The sequence below is a fragment of the Pirellulales bacterium genome, from assembly GCA_036499395.1.
Taxonomy (GTDB): domain Bacteria; phylum Planctomycetota; class Planctomycetia; order Pirellulales; family JACPPG01; genus JACPPG01.
This window is the reverse complement of record DASYDW010000099.1, coordinates 56694-73521: the sequence shown is the minus strand read 5'-3', so window position 1 is coordinate 73521 and position 16828 is coordinate 56694. Positions and strand designations below refer to the sequence as shown.

The window sequence follows — 16828 nt, the reverse complement described above, 5'->3', positions numbered from 1 at the left end:
CGCGCAGGCCGAGTTAGGCGAGGCAGCATCATCGATCATCGGCTACTACAGCCTGGCCACGAATCGCATGACGATGTACGACCTGACCGGCATCGAAAGTTTGCGCGCCCCCGGCGATCGTCGCGGATCGCCGGCGCAGATCAATCTCATGCTCTCGCGCCCCGATGCCGAGCGCACCGTTGCCACCGTGATCCATGAAGCCACGCATCAGATTGCTTACAACTGCGGACTGCAAACGCGCTATGCTGACATTCCGCTGTGGATTAGCGAAGGAATCGCGGTCTATTTCGAGTCTCCGGACCTCTCCAAGCCGAAGGGATCGCGCAATATTGGTTCGATCAACCAATCGCGCCTGGCGGCGTTTGCCGAGTATGCCGAGCGCCGGCCTCCCGACAGTCTGAAAACATTGATTGCGGACGACGCACGTTTTCGCGATACCTCGAAAGCGCTTGACGCCTACGCCGAGGCGTGGGCCCTAAACTATTTCCTGATCCACCAGCGCCCCAAGCAATATCGGGCATTTCTGCAAGTGCTGGCCGCGAAGAAGCGGCTGATCTGGGATGATCCCAGCGAACGGCTGGCGCAATTCACGGCCGCTTTTGGCGACATCACGGCGCTAGAGGCTGATTTTCAGCGGTACATGGCCAAGATGCTGCACTAGGGTGGTCTTCGCGGCCGTTAGCACAGTGCTTGCCTTGGGCAATCGGGTATGCACAATAGGTGCAAACAAGGCGAGATTCCGAAGTAGCTTTAGCCCGGAATCCGCCGAAACTCCCGCCGCACCAGTTGCACGCCTGCCTCCATAAGATCAGACCACGATTGACGACCTTGTTGTCATCGTGGTGTTCCCCGCCGGTTACGAAATCTTTCCTTAGGAACGGCCTCACGATGAAGCGCTTCGTCATGTTCGCAATCCTGATTGCTTGCACGCAAATTGGCGCGGCGCCTGTGCCACGCGTCGCCAATGATTGGCCGGCCTGGCGCGGCGAGCAACGAACGGGCGTGTCGCGCGAACGGGGACTTCTGACCGACTGGCCCGAAGGTGGACCGAAGCTCGCCTGGCAAGTTTCCGGCATGGGCATCGGCTTCTCGACGCCGGCCCTGGCCGATGGCCGGGTGTTTCTGATGGGGAACCGCGAAGGGCAGGAAGTGATCCTGGCTCTCAGCGCGCGAGACAATGGCAAGGAACTGTGGTCGGCCACGCTCGGTCCGGTGCGCCACGAAGGGGCCGGTTATCCCGGTCCACGCTCCACGCCGACGGTCGATGGCGAAAACGTCTACGTCCTGGGCATCAATGGCGACCTGCTGTGCTTGAACGCCAAGACCGGCGCCGGCGTCTGGCGGCGCAGTCTAGTCAGCGAGTTCGGCGGGGTGATTCCCAATTGGGGATATAGCGAGTCAGTTTTGGTCGATGGCCCGTGGGTGCTATGCACGCCCGGCGGTAACGACGCTACGATCGCGGCGCTCGACAAGCGCACGGGAGAAACCGTATGGACCTCGAAGGTGGGCGACCCGGCGCACTACTCGTCGATCATCAAGGCCGACATCGGCGGAGTGAAGCAATACATTCAGTTCACGGCCAAGGGAGTCATCGGGGTAGACGCCAAGGACGGCACGTTCCTGTGGCGATACGACGCGCCGGCCAATGGCACGGCGAATATCTCGACAGCGGTGTGCGTCGGAAATAAGGTCTTCGCTGCCAGCGGCTATGGCACAGGGGGCGGAATGGTCGAAGTGACAGAGAGCAACGGCAAGTTCGAAGCGAAGGAAGCGTATTTCACGAAGAAAATGAAGAACCACCACGGCGGCTACGTCGTCGTCGATGGTTATCTTTACGGCAGCGACGATCCCGGGGTGCTGACTTGTCTCGACCTGGCCACGGGGGACGTGAAGTGGGCCGACCGCACGGCAGGCAAAAGCTCGATCGTATGCGTCGATGGCCTGCTCTATTGTCGCAGCGAAGCGGGGCTGGTCAGCCTGGTGGCCGCGAAACCCGACGGCTTCGAATTGCACGGCCGCTTCGAGCAGCCTGAGCGCAGTGAAGCCCCGAGTTGGCCGCATCCGGTCGTGGCCGATGGCCGACTGTACTTGCGCGACCAGGATAAACTGCTGGTCTATGATGTACGCAAGTAAAGCGCACGAAGACGGTAGCTCGTGCGAGATCGTACGACTACCGCGGAAGTACTAGATCTGCGCGACGCTTAGATCTGGTAGTTCAGCTCGGCCAGGTCTTCTACCTGCTCTCCGCGCATCCGCAGGCGGGGTTTTTCCAGTACGACGGTCGTGCGCGGCGGAATGCTACGCGTCAGCCACACGCTCGAGCCAATCACAGAATCGGCGCCGATCACGGTTTCGCCCCCTAGCACCGTGGCGTTGGCGTAGATAATTACGCGATCCTCGATCGTCGGATGGCGCTTGTTGCCGCGGACGATATGCCCTTCGCCGTCGACGGGGAAACTGAGCGCGCCCAGCGTCACGCCTTGATAGAGCTTTACGTGATCGCCGATTTCGCACGTCTCGCCGATCACGACACCGGTGCCATGGTCGATGAAGAAGTGCCGTCCGATGGTCGCCCCGGGATGAATATCGATCCCCGTCCGGCCATGGGCCCATTCGGTCATCATGCGCGGGATGAGCGGCACGTCGAGCGAATGAAGCACGTGAGCCAGGCGATAGACGGTGATGGCCACCAGACCCGGATAGCAAAAAATCACTTCATCCGGCGTCTTCACGGCCGGGTCGCCGTCGTAGGCGGCTTGCACGTCCAAAGCCAGTAGTCGTCGCTGTTCGGGAAGCTGTTTTAAGAACTCGACGGTCTTCGCCTGGCCGAGGGCCTCGAAGTCGACGTCGTGCTCTCCTTCGCAAGGAGCCCGAGCTTCGTGGCGCAACGCACGCCCGATCTGAGTGGTCAGCCGATCATGCAACCGATCGACGAGCGCCCCGATGTAATAGCCGACGTTCCCTTGATGCAGCCCTTCTTGCCGACGGTAGCCCGGATAGATGATCTCTTGCAGGTCTTCGATTACCTGAATGATCACGTCGTAATTGGGCAACGGGCAGTGCCCCAAGTGATTGATCGTTCCCACCTGGGTAAAGGTGTCGACGATTCGCTCGGTGAGGTCGGGTAGTTGCTCTTTCAGGCGTGCGTCAGTGGCCATGTGGCGGATCGCTCCGTGCCGGTAGGTCCGGTGGATCAAGGCGCGCCGAAATCAAGTCTTCGGCAAATGGGCGAAACGAGAGGGGGGCGAGAACTGAGTGGGAAGAAGGAATGATGTCCGGTCAGCCCGGACAGCGACAGCAGCACAGCGCGAGGCCCAGCGCGCGATTCTCGACGTGCCGCGTGCGAAAGCCATCGGTGGTCATGCTGGTTGATTCTTGCTTGCCAGATGGTGGGTGACCGGAAGCCGATTGCGGTTTACCCTCGCTGAAATCTGCCACAGGCCAACAGAGGCCGGAGGACACTTCCGACGGGCAAATCGTAGGAGTCTAAATCGGCAAAATCAAGGTTCCAGGCACTTTCATCGGCGGGGGTAGCGCTGGAAGTTTATTGATAACAGGGCAGTTAAGGGGAGGGTGGGTCAAGAGTTAGCTAGCACCCGACTCCAGTCTTGGCCGGTACGCCGCCACTGGATTATGCCCTGGCTGTGCGTCGAACCAGGGGCCTCCCCACTGTCGAAATGCCCCATTTCCAGGGTGGCGAATAACGTCCTAAAACCGCTCTTTGCCATGCGGCGGGGACTTGGCACAATCCCCGGGCTTAATCTCCGGTTACCGATACGCTCTTAAGCGTGGCGGTCGCCGGCGAACCGGCCGTTGACCTTTCTCGAGGATATTGCGCCGCGTGTCGCTCCAGAAGACGCTCCATTACCTGACCTACCTGGCCGTGCGGATCTTTATCTGCGTGGTGCAGGCCGTGCGAATCGAGACCTGCGAGCGGCTGGCAGACATCCTGGCCACGCTCGCCACGGACGTCATTCCGCTGCGGCGCAAGCTGATCGACGAAAACCTGCAGCACGCCTTCCCCGGGCTCGACCAGCGTCGCCGGCGCCGGTTGGCAAAGCGGATGTGGAAGCACCTCTTCCTGCTGGTGGCCGAAGTCGCGCATGCGCCGCGCAAGATTCACGAGACGAACTGGCGAAAGTTCGTGCAGCTGAAGGATCCCGATCTACTGGTTCGAGTGTTACTCGAAGAGCGCCCGGTGATCCTGGTGAGCGGTCACTTCGGTAATTTCGAGCTGTCGGGGTTCATGCTCGGAGTTCTCGGCTTTCCCACCTATACCGTGGCACGTCCGCTCGATAACCCGTACTTGCACGACTTCGTAGGGCGATTTCGCGGTGCGACCGGTCAGCACATCATTCCGACCAAAGGGGGCTACGATCAGATTCTGGCCGTGCTGCGCGGTGGCGGCGCCATGGCCTTTCTGGCCGATCAATACGCTGGCACCAAAGGATGCTGGGTCGAATTCTTCGGTCGCCCGGCCTCGGCCCACAAGGCGATCGGCCTGTTGGCGCTGCATAACGACGCACCGATGGCGGTAGGCTACGCGATGCGCGTGGGCAAGCCATTGCAGTACGAACTGCGCATCTGCGATGTTGCCGATCCTCGGAACCACGAAGATCGCTCCGTTACGGGCGTGCGCCCGCTGACACAGTGGTATAGTCGCACGATCGAAAACATTGTCCGGCTGGCCCCGGATCAGTATTGGTGGTTGCACGACCGGTGGAAAGACCGCCGCAAGCCCAAGCAAAAGAGCCGGCAGGCGGCGTAAACCTCGCTTCCGATGGTTGCCGCGCGCGAGCCGTCTTATAATGGGCGCCGCGGCCGATTCGCGCCGTGCGTGACCTGTACGGTCGCGATTCATGTCCCGGGATATCTCATGTCACGCTGGATCCGCGCCATCGAGCTTAATGCCTGTCCTCCGGGCGCGGCCGTGGAATGCGTGGTCGATGATCGTATCGTGGCGCTGTTCAATGTGGACGGGGAAATCTTCGCGCTGGACGGTGTCTGCCCGCATCAAGGAGGCCCATTGGGAAAAGGTTGCTTGACGGGTACGATCGTTACGTGTCCCTGGCACGGATGGCAGTTCGACGTGCGGACGGGCCAGCACCAGTTGAGCCGCTCGATTCGGCAGCCCAGTTATCCGACTCGCATCGAGGGGGACAGTATTTGGATCGACCTCGAGGATCTGGCTTAGCGAGCGCATCCGCGCCGCAAGCCGCCCCGTGGAATAACCCACGGAATGACTGAAATCGAGTGAGCACCGTTGTTTAGCTATCGTTCGTTTCGCAATCACGACACACCGCAGTTGGTCGAAGTCTGGCGATCACAACCGCCGGCGCGCGGGCTGGCGCAACCGGCATCGGCCAATCTCATCGAGCAGATCGTGCTCGCCAAGCCGTATTTCGACAACAACGGCTTGATTCTCGCGCTCGACGGCCGAACGACTGTCGGCTTCGTCCATGCCGGTTTCGGCGCCACGGATAATGCCGACGGCCTGAATCAGCGCTTCGGGGTGACCAGCCTGCTGATGGTGCGTCCCACCTTTCAACAGAGCGCAGTTGGTCCCGACCTGTTGGCGCGCAGCGAGCAATATTTACGCTCGAAGGGGGCCGAGGTTTTATACGCCGGTGGAATCCGGCCGCTCGATCCTTTCTACCGTGGACTGTACGGCGGCAGCGAAATGCCGGGTGTGCTCGGTTCGGATGAATTTGCTACCGGCGTGTACCGCGCGGCGGGCTACCGCGAAATCGATCGCGTCGTGATTTTGCAGCGCGAACTGGCCGGCTTTCGTCCGCCGATCGATCGCGCGCAAATGCAGATTCGGCGCACCTCGAGTGTTGAAGAAATCGCGGACGCTCCGCCGCGCAATTGGTGGGAAGCCTGTGCGCTCGAGCACTTCGAAGTCACGGCTTTCGAACTTCGCGAGCGCAACGATTCGCGGCCGATCGCCAGCGCGCGATTCTGGCGGCTGGAGACGTTTGCCGCGGGTTGGGGTGTGCAGGCCGCAGGCTTGTTCGACCTGCAGGTGGCGCCCGAACGGCGCCGCTGTGGTCTGGCGACGTTTCTGCTGGGAGACGCCTTTCGCCGGCTGGCCGCCCAGGGCATCGGCCTGATCGAGGTGCAGACGATGGCCGGGAACGCCGCGGCGATTGCTCTGTACACGAAGCTTGGGTTTAGCGAAGTCGATCAGGGGATCGCCTATCGCAAGCAGGGTCCCAGCCCCTGAGACGCCGGTGCCGGTAATCGATACTCTCCAAGGCCCAGCGCCGTGATTTCGGCGGCGCGATCTGGGTAAACTTTGCCGGCAAGCGATTCACGGCGCGCCGCTGCTTTTGCCTGCTTCGCGGCCGTAAGAATAGGTGGCTGGCGCCGGCAAATCTTCCTCTCTCTTCCCATTTATGCGCCCTCCAGACAATCGCATGCGGGCGCCTGGAGCGGTTGTAGCGGCCCTGCCGATAGTGCCTTGCAGGAGAGCTGTACCACTTATCCTGCCTGGGATCGCCGACTCGTCGCCTACCCGCACACGCGTGGCACTTGAGATCGCCATTCGTGCTTAAGCGTTGAAACGCTTGCGACGCACTTGCGACCGTCACGGTCAGGATACGGTTCATGCGACATCGTCGGGGAATCATCGAACGATAACGATCGGGCCGTTGTCTCGACCCATCCCGCACCGGGCCCGCACCCGGTACGACGAAAGTTCGCTGAACCGTCAAATCATCAGAGGGCGAAAGCCCTAAAGGCGCGTCATGCAGATTTCTTTGCGCGTGTTGCTGGCGGCATTTGTCGCGAGCGCCGTGACGGCACGTGGTGCCGAACCGAATTCCGGTTACGCTGTTAGCCCGACTGGCAACGATCGCTTTGTCCAATTGATGTCGGACCAACCGCGCCCGGTCTCGGCCCCGGTCGGCGTTGGACCAGGTGGACTCACGCCCGCGCCCTTCGCACCGATCGCGCAGGCTCCAATGCCAACGGCTGTCGCGCAGCCTTTCGCCGCAACCGCAGCGCCGGCCTTCGTACCGCAAACGGCTTATCAGCAACCGGCGCCACTGTACTACCAGAATTCCGCGCCTGTGCCGGCCCCTGCCCTGCTGGGTAACATGAGCGCCGCGGTTCCGGTTGCCGGACAATATAGCGCGCCGCAGTTTGATCCCAACATTCAGCTCGCAGCGCAACAGGCAGCCGGCAATCAACAGCCGAGCGTGGTAGTCGCGCCCGAGCGCGCGCTGCCACCGACACCGTCTGCCGTGGGACCAGCGAACGCTGCTCAGCCTGCTCCCACGGAGCCACCGCCGGGAGCTCAGCAGATGACCGACCCCAATGTTCCCACGATGACGGGTCCGCCGCCGATCGATGCGCAGCGATACGACAATTGGATTGGTCCCAACTATCGAAGCAACCATTGGGCGCAAGGGGGGTGCAATTACTGCCCCTGTTATGTGCGCGGCGAGTATCTGGCGTGGTGGTTTACCGACGACAAGACGCCTGCCCTGGTGACGACCAGCCCCAACGGCACGCCGGCGCTCGAGGCGGGTGTCCTCGGCCAGCCTGGTACGAGCGTGCTGTTCGGCGATCAGTCGTCGGGCAGCTCGATGAAGTCCGGGGCACGCATCACGCTGGGGACTTGGATCAATCCGTCGGCCAGGTTCGAACTCGAATGGTTCGGGCTGGGGGGTAACAATACGTCGTTCAACGCGAACTCGAGCACGACCCCGATCCTGGCGACACCGTTCTTCGATATTACAACGGGCGCGCAGTCGGCCTATCTGTTTTCGTATCCGGGTACTTCCGAAGGATCGATCTCGATCAACGAAAAGAGCTTCTTCAATGGTGCGGGCGCCCACATCATGCGTGACTTCACTAGCAATCGAACGCAGTCCGGCGGCCTGTACCGCTTCGGAGGCATCTACGGCTTCCGTTACCTGGGCCTGTACGAGAAGCTCACGATCAACGCCAGCACCGATCTCGGCGGCGGCAGTACGACGGCCGACGCCTTTCGCACGAGCAATAGCTTCTACGGTGGCAACTTCGGCCTGTTTGGCGAACGCCAGAGTGGGCGCTGGACGTGGGATACGATCGGACGGGTAGCCTTTGGTACGACCTCGCAACGCGCGAATATCTCGGGCTCGTCCACGGAACTATGGCCGACGTCTCCAGCGGGATTGTTCGCCTACCCATCGAACATCGGCAGCTACACGCATGATTTGTTCACGGTGCTGCCACAGCTCGAGCTGAAACTTGCCTACGCGATCCGGCAGAATCTCAGCCTGAGAGTCGGCTACGACCTATTGTACTGGGGTCGTGTTGCGCGTCCTGGCCAGCAGATCGACACGTCGATCAATACGACGCAGCTCAGCGGGACGACGGTCGGCACGCCAGGACCGCTGTTTAAGTTCCAGGAAAGCAGCCTGTTGATCCAGGGTGTCAGCGCGGGCGTGGAACTGCGCTATTAATCCGCGCGATGCCCGCCGGCGTCACCGGTAAGGCTGCCGGCTATTGCACGCTTTGCGCTTTGGCCAGTTTCGTCAGGTGATCGACGAGCAGTTGATCCGCCTGCGACATCGAGCGCGCCACCACGGCCGACAAGGGCTCGGGCGGGCCGTCACGACGGATGGTACGCAAGAACTCTTGCACCAACTCGCGCCGCTGAGGAATCGTTTCCAACAGCATGTGCATCCACGCCCAGCACTCGGCATAGTCCGCCTGCTTCATGTCCGAAGCATTGGTGAATTGCTCGAGCCGTGACAGGTTCGGACGCCATCCGTCGCGCGTCATGAGCGTGTTCAATAGCGCCACATGGGGGCGATTCAAACCTGAGTCGCCGCGCGGCGTCTCGAAGTACTCGGCCAGGCCTTCATCCAGCCACAAGGGGAGTGCCGGAAACGACGCGTGCAAATAGCCGTGCGTCACCTCGTGGCGCAGGTCCTCGGCCACGCGGTCACCGCGGTGGGCGTAGACCGCCAGCGAGTTTTCATTCTGCACAAAGAAAGCCCGGCGATCGGGAAACTGAGGATAGTATTTGGCGAGATAGGCTTTGTAGCGCTTCTCATTCTCGAACAGGTAGACGTGGATCGGTTCCTTCGATAACTGTAAAGCCAAGGTCGCGGTCAACGTTTCGCGCAGGGCGCGCAGATCTTCGAACAGACGGTCTTCTTTCGGAAGTCGCGCGTCGGTGTGAATGACCAGTTGGTCCAGCACGACGGCGTGGCGCACCGGCAGCGACGCCGAGCGTTCGAGCACGCTGGCGCAACCGAGAGTCGCCGAAACCACGAATAGCCCCACTGCCATGACGCGAGTGAAGGCTTTTACCCCTGATCTATGGACCACTGGTCGCCTTTGGATGGTTCCAAAACGCCCACAAACTGGCGGGCGAGATGTTACCAACCCGGCGATAAACGAAGAAGCCCAACCCTGGACACGTGCTAGCGACGTCACTCTGAGCTAGCGCTGCATTTCTGGGAAATCAGAGATTGTGAAAGTTTGAATCAACGTTGCTAGCAGCCTTGATCTCGTTAGATCCATCGGCGTACTCGTGCCCGATACATCTCGTACTCGGTGCCGAACGCCTCGATGAGCATTGCTTCTTCTACGGGAATAACGTTCACCGCAATTAGTGCGAAGAAGACCGGTAGTAGCAGCCAGGGGGTGGCACTTCCGACTAACATGGCCACGCCCGCTAGTACCGTGAGCATGCCGAGATAGATCGGATTGCGCGTCCACCGGTAAGGTCCGTCGATGAGCAATTGTCGAGAAACATGCCCAGGCTTGATCGTCGTTTTGTGCTTGGCGAACAGACGAGAGGAAATGCCCCCGAGGGCAATTCCGCCGGCTAGCGGCACGAATCCTAGCCAATTCCAGGGCGCCTCAAGTAGAACAGCACCAGGATACGACCAACCAATCGCTACCATGGCCACGATGGCTGCCAGGAAATATATCGGGGGCACGATGCGAATCCGCCGCCCCGGCTTTTCCACCTCGCCCGGTGTCGACATAGGCGATGCCTTATTGTTTAAGCGGCCGACCGTATGTCTTTTCCATCTCTATCACATAATCGGCAAGCGGTCCGAGACCCACTTCGGCACGTCGCTTGTCGACGAAGGCCTCGTTCTCCAGTGGAAGCGGCTGCCAACGGCCATCGGCCGACGTGAATTGCGTACCGTAAAGCTGCTTCTTTCCTTCAGCAAGCAACACGCGGTCGGTCAAATACGCGACATTCGGTGCTGAAATCTCGTCTTTCGGCATGTCCACCATCAAGTCCAGGCAATGTCGCTGAAACGGCCGATCAGCGCTAGCATGCTGAACTATCAGCCAGGCTGCGTGCGCGCCATCCCGGCCCGCCTGCGTAATTTTCGGCCAACCTTGCTGGTCAACCAGTTGCTTAAGCCAGGCAACATTCTCAGCGTCTACGCTTTTCATCGTTGCTTCGAGCCCTTCATACTCCTGCCGCTCTTTCAGCTCGAGCTTCGAGACGGTGGGCATATCGATCACCACGTGATGCGCCTTCAACCAGTCGATCACGGCGAAACGTGCCTGTTGATCGATATCCTTGCGGCGCAATAGTTCGTGCCGTAGATCAGGATTGTCTACCTCTTTTTTAGCGGCGGGCTCGACGAACAGCGCTAACAGCGCAGCAGCAATCAAGCACGAATTCATTGCGATCCTCCTTGAATCGCGGCAATTCGAATCGGCTCACCACAATCACGAGCAGTGTACCGAAGCGCAGAAGTAGGCGCCTATGCAGACAATTCACGCAAAACTACATGCCGGTCGCAAGACAGCTTTACTGGCCCGTCCCGACGGTCGCCTTTTCGACGATCAGTGCGTCGAGTTCGGCCTTCAGCCGTGGCAGTATGGCGTCGTAGGGAAAGGCGCCCAGCTCGGCGCTACCGCGCTTGAGATTGACGAAGTTCGGGCCGCACCACAGCCCGAGATCAGCGTCGTCTGTTTCACCAGGACCGTTCACGCGGCAGCCCATCACGGCGATCGTGATAGCATGCTCGCGAGCGTACGCCGTCATCGATTTAACGTCCTGGGCCAGTTCGATGAACGCTTCGTTCTCGACGCGCGAGCAGCTGGGGCAACTGATGATGTTCAGCGTATCGAGTCCGAAGTCGACGACACTGCGGACGCGCCCGGCGGCGATATCGGCCAGGATTGCGCGACCGGCTTCGATCTCTTCGCGCTTGCGATTGTTAGGCACGGTGAGCGATACGCGGATCGTGTCGCCGATGCCGCGGCTGATGAGTTGCTCGAAGGCGATGCGCGTTTTGATGATGCCATCCGGCGGCATGCCTGCCTCGGTGACTCCCAAATGCAGCGGCACATCGGGTCGCGCCTCGGCAAAGCGACGATTGACTTCGATCACTTTGGACGGGTCCGAATCCTTGAGCGACACGCAATAGCGAGTGAAACCGAGTGAGTCCAGCAGCTCGCAATGATCGAGCGCACTGGCAAGCATCGGAGAAATCGAATCGTGCTCGTCGAACTTGTCTGCCATCGCCGGATCGACGGACCCGCAATTCACGCCGACGCGGATCGCGCAGTCGTTTTCGCCCGCGACATCGGCCAGAAAACGAACCTTGTCCTGCCAAGGCTTGTTACGCTCGTGATGATAAAGGTGGCCCGGGTTGTAGCGGACCTTATCCACGTGCGGCGCCACCTCGCTGGCCAGGCGATAATTTTCTTGTAGGTCGACCGATAAGTTGGCTTTAGTCTGCTGGCGAATTTCGGCCAGGGCCGCCGCATCTTTGCTGTTGTCGACGGCGATCCGCACCACGTCGGCGCCGGCGGCGACCAGGTCGTTGACCTGGCCGACGGTCGCAGCCACGTTCTGCGTGTGCGTGGCCGTCATGCTTTGCACAGCCACCGGGTGATCGGCTCCGATCACGGCGGTGCCGATTCGAACAGCTCGGGTGGGATTACGCTTCACGTCCACAGTGCATCACTCCCATTTGACCACGACCGGCGTCGTTGACTCTCAGATACAAACCGCAGAGACGCGGTCGAATTAATCGGTAGATTGCGCAGGTTTGAGCAACGCTGCCATCTCAGGTTGGTCCATGTTTTCCTGCGTGGCCATGAATTCACCTGTCGAAACTCGTTTCTCGACCGGTTTGCCGTTGAGATGATCGACCAAGGTTTTTACGCCGAAGTAACCCATTTTCACGGGGTCCTGCAAGACGATGCCCGATACAGTTCCTTCGCGCATCGCTTGAATCAGCCGCGCGTTGGGATCGAAGGCGATGAATTTCACTCTGCCCGCCAACTTGGCATGACCTTGCAGCGCCCCCAGCATTCCCGTGCTGTTCGGCTCGCACACCGTGAAGATGCCGTCGACCTGATCTTCGTACTTCAGCAACATTTGTTGGCTGACCGACAGGGCATCTTCGAACGACGTGCCGGTGTACTGATTGCTCGACAGGATTTCGACGTTGGGAAAGCGCTTCAATCCGTTGAGAAAGCCTTCCTCGCGTTGCTCGGTGCTTTCGCTGCCTGGGCTGTAGCGCATTAAGATGACTTTGGCGTGCGGCCGGTCCTCGAGCATCTTGGCAATCGTTTCGGCGGCCAACTCTCCGCAGCGCATGTTGTCGGTGGCGACGTAGCTGACAATGTCGTCCTCGCTCGCCAGCGCGCTATCGAAGATGACCGTAGGAATTCCTTCGGCCTTGGCACTACGCACGGCGGCGACAAGGGCCTGCGAGTCGAGCGGAGCGAGGCAGATTCCGTCGACGCGTTTGGTGACGAAATCCTGCACCAGCGAAATCTGCCCTTCACGATCGCTTTCTTGCAGCGGTCCCTTCCAGGTGATTTCGACGTTGCCGAATTCCTTGGCCGCTTGCTCAGCGCCGGCATGTACCGAGCGCCAGAATTCGTGCGTGGTTCCTTTAGGAATGACGGCAATTCGCAGCGTCTTCGGGCCGCCGTCAACTGCGCTACCGTGGCTGTTGCCCTTATCGCCTGAGGGACTTTCCGCGGCGCATCCCAGCGCGAGCACGAAGCCGGCCAGCAGAGGGAACAGTTTCTTCACCGCCAGACTCCTAAGGATGCGCGACACCGCATGATGGCTCAGCGACCATGACCGCCACGACCGCGACCATGTCCACGCCGGCCGCGCGACCCTGACGGGCCGGCGGGATTCTTAGCGCGTGCTTCCATGTTCGTCGCCACGATCATGCCGATCGCTTCGTCCCAGGTGGGAATGCCGCGGTGATGAGCCTTGAGATCGACGTCATCATCATCGTCATCTAGATCCGAATGTTCACCGTTGACGGCACCGTGCAGAGGAAGATCGAGATCGTCATTATCATCGTCATCCTCGTCCACCGCTTCGGCACGCGAGCGCTCTGCTCGTGGCTCGTCGCTGCGCGGTGCGGCTGGCTCGCGCGACTCGTTGTCGCGGCGACCACCGCGGCGACGACGGCGACGACGCGGGCGGCCTGGGCGCTCTTCGCTTGACTCGCGCGCTTCCGGTGCGTCAGCTTGACGCTGTTCAATTTCGCCGTCTTCGACTTCGTCGTCGTGCCGATCTTCGGTCGACTCGTCGACGGGCGCGGAATCGACATCCCACACTTCCGGCTCGTGCGTCGGCTGTTGCTGCTGCTGGGGTGCGCGGTCCGACGAACGGCCACGCCCACGGCGACGCCGGCGCCGGCGACGCCCTTTGCGTTCTCCTTCTTCTCCCGTGCCAGGAGTTGCCTCGGGGGGCTTGCCGCCGACAAAGAACTCGAGCGTTTCCTCGACTTCGTCGAAGGCGAAGCTGGTTGTCTCGTCGTCGAAACGCGTTTCTTCATCGCGCGACTTTTCAAACGTCGGCGGCTCTCGGCGAGAAGTTTCCGCCTCACGGCGCGGAGGCTCCGGACGGCGCTGCTCGTAATGTTCCGGCTCGCGACGCGGGGGCGGAGCTTCGCTGCGCGCCTCGCGCGGAGGGCGAGATTCGTGACGACGTTCCTCGGATCGCCGCTCGTCCGATCGACGCCCCTCGGATTGACGGCTCTCGGGTCGGCGCTCTTCCGGCCGGCGCTCTTCAGATCTCCGCTCTTCCTGTCGAGGCTGCTCGGGACGGCGCTCTTCGCGCTCACGTGGCTCGGGTCGCGGTGCGATCCGTTCCGGTGGGCGTGGAGCGGTGGGCGCGGGGCTCGCTCCTAATTCCGCGGCCAACTGCGACCAATCGGACGCGGGACGCGGAGCAGTTCGCGGCGTTTCCGTCGTGCGGCGCGGTGGAGGAGGCGGCACCGCGGCGGCTGGCTTGGGGGGCTCGGTCGGGCGCGCCTCGGCGCCCAGCTCTTTTGCTAAGTCGGCCCAGTTCGTGCGTTCTGGTTGGTCGGTCATGCCCGTCGAATACGCTGATGTTGGTTAAGAGGGGGCTGCGCGAATCGGCAGGCGCCGGGCGCAAGCAAACGGTAGTATAAGGATGCATTCGGGCGTTGTGAAGTGATGGCAGCGTACAGGGTTAGGCCGAATTTCCCGTCAATCGTCGACAATCTCGTCCGGCGGTCGGAATGGCCGGAAAATGACCGCGGACCTAGAATTGGCCTGAGGGATTAGGGACGTGCGTTCTCCTCTTCTGCGCTCCTGAGCCCTCGTGGCGCATTCCCTCTCTGCCGCGCCTAAGCCATCGGCGCGTGCCGAAACTCGCACATCGAGGTGCGCGATGAAATACGAGCCTGCTGCTAAGCCGATAACGCAACCGGCGTTTGTCGAAGACGTCGAGATTCGCGGTCATATCATTGACAGCCTGATTCTGCCCAAGGTGCTCGATTTGATTACGAGCCTGGGGGGGACATTCAGGATCAAGGATATTGCGATCGGCCAGGCGCGCAACGATGCCAGCCACGCGCTGGTCGAGGTGCAAGCGTCGTCGGCCGAATCGCTCGATGCGATCATCGCCGAAATCCGCGATCACGGGGCCCTGCCAACTACGTTGCAGGATTGCCGATTGGAAGTAGCCGATATGGACGCGGCTTTTCCCGAAGGCTTCTACAGCACCACCAATCAACGGACCGAGATACGACTGTCCGGCAAATGGCACGAAGTCGAATTGCAGGAGATGGATTGCGGCATCGTCGTTTCGACGGATCGCAAGCACGCCCGATGCTTGCCCATGGTCGATGTGCGACGTGGCGACCAGATCATCGTGGGGCATGCCGGCGTACGTGTCTTTCCCCCAGATCGCACCAGGCCAAAGCACCTGTTCGAGTTCATGGGAAGCGCTGTCTCGACCGAGAAACCGAAAACCGTTGCCATCCGTGCCATTGCGCGCGAACTATCGAGCAATCGCGCCGCGGGAGGAAGGACGCTGCTCGTTGGCGGGCCGGCGATCGTCCATACCGGCAGCGGCGCGCATATCTGCCAAATGATCCGCGACGGCTACATCGACGTGCTGTTTGCCGGCAACGCCTTGGCGACGCATGACATCGAACAGTCGCTATTCGGCACAAGCCTCGGCGTTCATCTGACGCACGGCACTCCGACCGAATCAGGGCATGAGCACCACCTGCGCGCCATCAACCGCATTCGCCGTGCGGGCGGCATTCGTTCGGCGGTCGCGTCGGGCTTGCTGACTTCGGGAATTATGTACGAATGCGTGCAAAACAACGTCGACTTTCTCCTGGCTGGCAGCATACGGGACGATGGACCATTGCCTGAGGTGATTACCGATACTTTGGAAGCGCAACGGCAGATGCGCGGCGCGATTCGTGACGTCAGCTTCTGTTTGATGATCGCGACGACGTTGCATTCGATCGCCGTAGGCAATCTGCTGCCGGCATGGGTCAAAGTCGTATGCGCTGACATTAATCCTTCGACCGTTATCAAAATGGGCGATCGGGGAAGTTTTCAAACCGTGGGATTGGTCACCGACGTCGAGCCGTTCTTGCGCGCCCTGGTGCGGGAGCTGGCTGATATCGAGGGGGAGACCACCTCATGATCAAGCCGCACGTTTTGATGTGCCAGCCCGATTTCTACGGCATCGAATATGAAATCAATGCCTGGATGCATCGCGAACGCCCGGCGGATCTGGCCGTTGCGCGTGAGCAGTGGTTGCATCTGAAACGCTTGATCGAAGAATCTGACGCCGTCGTAGAAACAATGCCGGCCGTCGCTGGCCTGCCGGATTTAGTCTTCACCGCCAACGCGGCCATCGTTCATCGCGACTTGGCGATCGTGTCGCACTTCCGCCATCGCGAGCGACAAGGCGAGGAGGCACAGGACGAGCGGTGGCTGGCGGCGCGTGGCTTCCGAGTCGAGCACCTGCCCAACGATTTTTACTTCGAGGGAGCGGGGGACGCGCTGTTTTGCGGCGATACGTTATTTGCCGGCTATCGGCTGCGTAGCGAGCATCGCGCGCTCGAATGGGTCGGCCAGCGGTTGGGCTGCCGCGTCATCCCTATGGAACTGGTCGATCCCTATTACTATCACCTCGATACGTGTTTCTGCCCGCTCGCCTCGGGGGTCGCCGTCTATTATCCGGCTGCTTTCGACCAGTATGCCGCGGCGGTGCTGCGTGAACTTGTTCCGGAGCTGATTCCGGTCAGCCGGGGCGAGGCGCAACGTTTCGCCTGCAACGCCGTCGTCGTGGGGCGCACGGTGATCACGAACACGGGCTGCCCGGAAATGCACCACGCATTATCCGAGCGCGGATTCACCCCGCGCGAAACGCCGCTCGACGAATTCGTGAAGGCCGGCGGCAGCGCGAAATGCCTGACGTTACGGCTCGACGGCGAAGATGCCGCCAGTTGGCGCAGCATCTCGACGCCGACCGCGGCATGAGGCGATTCGTTGCGCCCTGCGGCGGAGGGCGAAGTGACAATTAGCTTTACTCGCGGCTGCT

General features: G+C 61.0%; 15 protein-coding genes. 8 read left to right on the top strand and 7 right to left on the bottom strand.

Annotated elements, in window-relative coordinates; translation table 11 throughout:
* The coding region (locus VGN12_18155) for a DUF1570 domain-containing protein (protein ID HEY4311378.1) at positions 1-661 on the top strand (661 nt) is incomplete at its 5' end.
* 227 nt (positions 662-888) lie between these two features.
* Positions 889-2133, top strand: coding sequence for a PQQ-binding-like beta-propeller repeat protein (locus VGN12_18150; protein ID HEY4311377.1), 1245 nt, complete (start codon positions 889-891; stop codon positions 2131-2133).
* A gap of 68 nt (positions 2134-2201) precedes the next feature.
* On the opposite strand, the gene VGN12_18145 is transcribed toward VGN12_18150, so the two are convergent.
* Complete coding sequence (locus VGN12_18145; protein HEY4311376.1) at positions 2202-3158, bottom strand: serine acetyltransferase; 957 nt, start codon at positions 3156-3158, stop codon at positions 2202-2204.
* A 683-nt stretch (positions 3159-3841) separates the two neighbouring features.
* Here VGN12_18145 and VGN12_18140 point away from each other — a divergent pair.
* The 4 genes from VGN12_18140 (at position 3842) to VGN12_18125 (ending at position 8453) form a co-directional block, all read left to right on the top strand.
* Complete coding sequence (locus VGN12_18140) at positions 3842-4768, top strand: lysophospholipid acyltransferase family protein (protein HEY4311375.1); 927 nt, start codon at positions 3842-3844, stop codon at positions 4766-4768.
* A 108-nt stretch (positions 4769-4876) separates the two neighbouring features.
* A complete protein-coding gene (locus VGN12_18135; protein HEY4311374.1) occupies positions 4877-5194 on the top strand; it encodes a Rieske 2Fe-2S domain-containing protein in 318 nt (105 codons plus the stop codon).
* 69 nt (positions 5195-5263) lie between these two features.
* On the top strand, positions 5264-6226 hold the full coding sequence (locus VGN12_18130) for a GNAT family N-acetyltransferase (protein ID HEY4311373.1): 963 nt from the start codon (positions 5264-5266) through the stop codon (positions 6224-6226).
* A 523-nt stretch (positions 6227-6749) separates the two neighbouring features.
* Positions 6750-8453 (top strand): BBP7 family outer membrane beta-barrel protein, encoded by a 1704-nt coding sequence (locus tag VGN12_18125; protein HEY4311372.1) that lies wholly within the window; start codon positions 6750-6752, stop codon positions 8451-8453.
* Between the two features lie 40 nt (positions 8454-8493).
* Here VGN12_18125 and VGN12_18120 read toward each other — a convergent pair whose 3' ends face one another.
* From VGN12_18120 to VGN12_18095, 6 genes are all read right to left on the bottom strand, one after another.
* Complete coding sequence (locus VGN12_18120) at positions 8494-9327, bottom strand: DUF1570 domain-containing protein (GenBank protein ID HEY4311371.1); 834 nt, start codon at positions 9325-9327, stop codon at positions 8494-8496.
* Positions 9328-9512: 185 nt separating this feature from the next.
* Positions 9513-9992, bottom strand: coding sequence for an isoprenylcysteine carboxylmethyltransferase family protein (locus VGN12_18115; GenBank protein ID HEY4311370.1), 480 nt, complete (start codon positions 9990-9992; stop codon positions 9513-9515).
* 10 nt (positions 9993-10002) lie between these two features.
* Entirely contained in the window at positions 10003-10653 is a 651-nt protein-coding gene (locus tag VGN12_18110; GenBank protein HEY4311369.1) for a DUF6624 domain-containing protein, read from the bottom strand.
* A gap of 127 nt (positions 10654-10780) precedes the next feature.
* Positions 10781-11935 (bottom strand): (E)-4-hydroxy-3-methylbut-2-enyl-diphosphate synthase, encoded by a 1155-nt coding sequence (ispG, locus tag VGN12_18105; protein ID HEY4311368.1) that lies wholly within the window; start codon positions 11933-11935, stop codon positions 10781-10783.
* A 72-nt stretch (positions 11936-12007) separates the two neighbouring features.
* Positions 12008-13027 carry a substrate-binding domain-containing protein gene (locus VGN12_18100; GenBank protein HEY4311367.1) on the bottom strand — a complete coding sequence of 340 codons (1020 nt, stop codon included), beginning with the start codon at positions 13025-13027 and terminating at the stop codon, positions 12008-12010.
* Positions 13028-13065: 38 nt separating this feature from the next.
* Positions 13066-14328, bottom strand: coding sequence for a hypothetical protein (locus tag VGN12_18095; protein HEY4311366.1), 1263 nt, complete (start codon positions 14326-14328; stop codon positions 13066-13068).
* Positions 14329-14650: 322 nt separating this feature from the next.
* Between VGN12_18095 and VGN12_18090 the strand changes: the two genes are divergently transcribed.
* Together VGN12_18090 and VGN12_18085 are read left to right on the top strand one after the other, a co-directional pair.
* Complete coding sequence (locus VGN12_18090) at positions 14651-15925, top strand: TIGR00300 family protein (protein HEY4311365.1); 1275 nt, start codon at positions 14651-14653, stop codon at positions 15923-15925.
* Entirely contained in the window at positions 15922-16767 is an 846-nt protein-coding gene (locus VGN12_18085; protein HEY4311364.1) for an arginine deiminase-related protein, read from the top strand. Before VGN12_18090 ends, VGN12_18085 begins: the two co-directional genes overlap by 4 nt.
* Positions 16768-16828: the final 61 nt, after the last annotated feature.

Excerpts from the sequence above, each read along its gene's own strand:
- VGN12_18135 (HEY4311374.1), top strand. The coding sequence starts at position 4,877 with ATGTCACGCTGGATCCGCGCCATCGAGCTTAATGCCTGTCCTCCGGGC.
- VGN12_18110 (HEY4311369.1), bottom strand. The coding sequence starts at position 10,653 with ATGAATTCGTGCTTGATTGCTGCTGCGCTGTTAGCGCTGTTCGTCGAG.
- VGN12_18090 (HEY4311365.1), top strand. The coding sequence starts at position 14,651 with ATGAAATACGAGCCTGCTGCTAAGCCGATAACGCAACCGGCGTTTGTC.
- VGN12_18115 (HEY4311370.1), bottom strand. The coding sequence starts at position 9,992 with ATGTCGACACCGGGCGAGGTGGAAAAGCCGGGGCGGCGGATTCGCATC.
- VGN12_18125 (HEY4311372.1), top strand. The coding sequence starts at position 6,750 with ATGCAGATTTCTTTGCGCGTGTTGCTGGCGGCATTTGTCGCGAGCGCC.
- VGN12_18150 (HEY4311377.1), top strand. The coding sequence starts at position 889 with ATGAAGCGCTTCGTCATGTTCGCAATCCTGATTGCTTGCACGCAAATT.
- VGN12_18085 (HEY4311364.1), top strand. The coding sequence starts at position 15,922 with ATGATCAAGCCGCACGTTTTGATGTGCCAGCCCGATTTCTACGGCATC.
- VGN12_18145 (HEY4311376.1), bottom strand. The coding sequence starts at position 3,158 with ATGGCCACTGACGCACGCCTGAAAGAGCAACTACCCGACCTCACCGAG.
- VGN12_18095 (HEY4311366.1), bottom strand. The coding sequence starts at position 14,328 with ATGACCGACCAACCAGAACGCACGAACTGGGCCGACTTAGCAAAAGAG.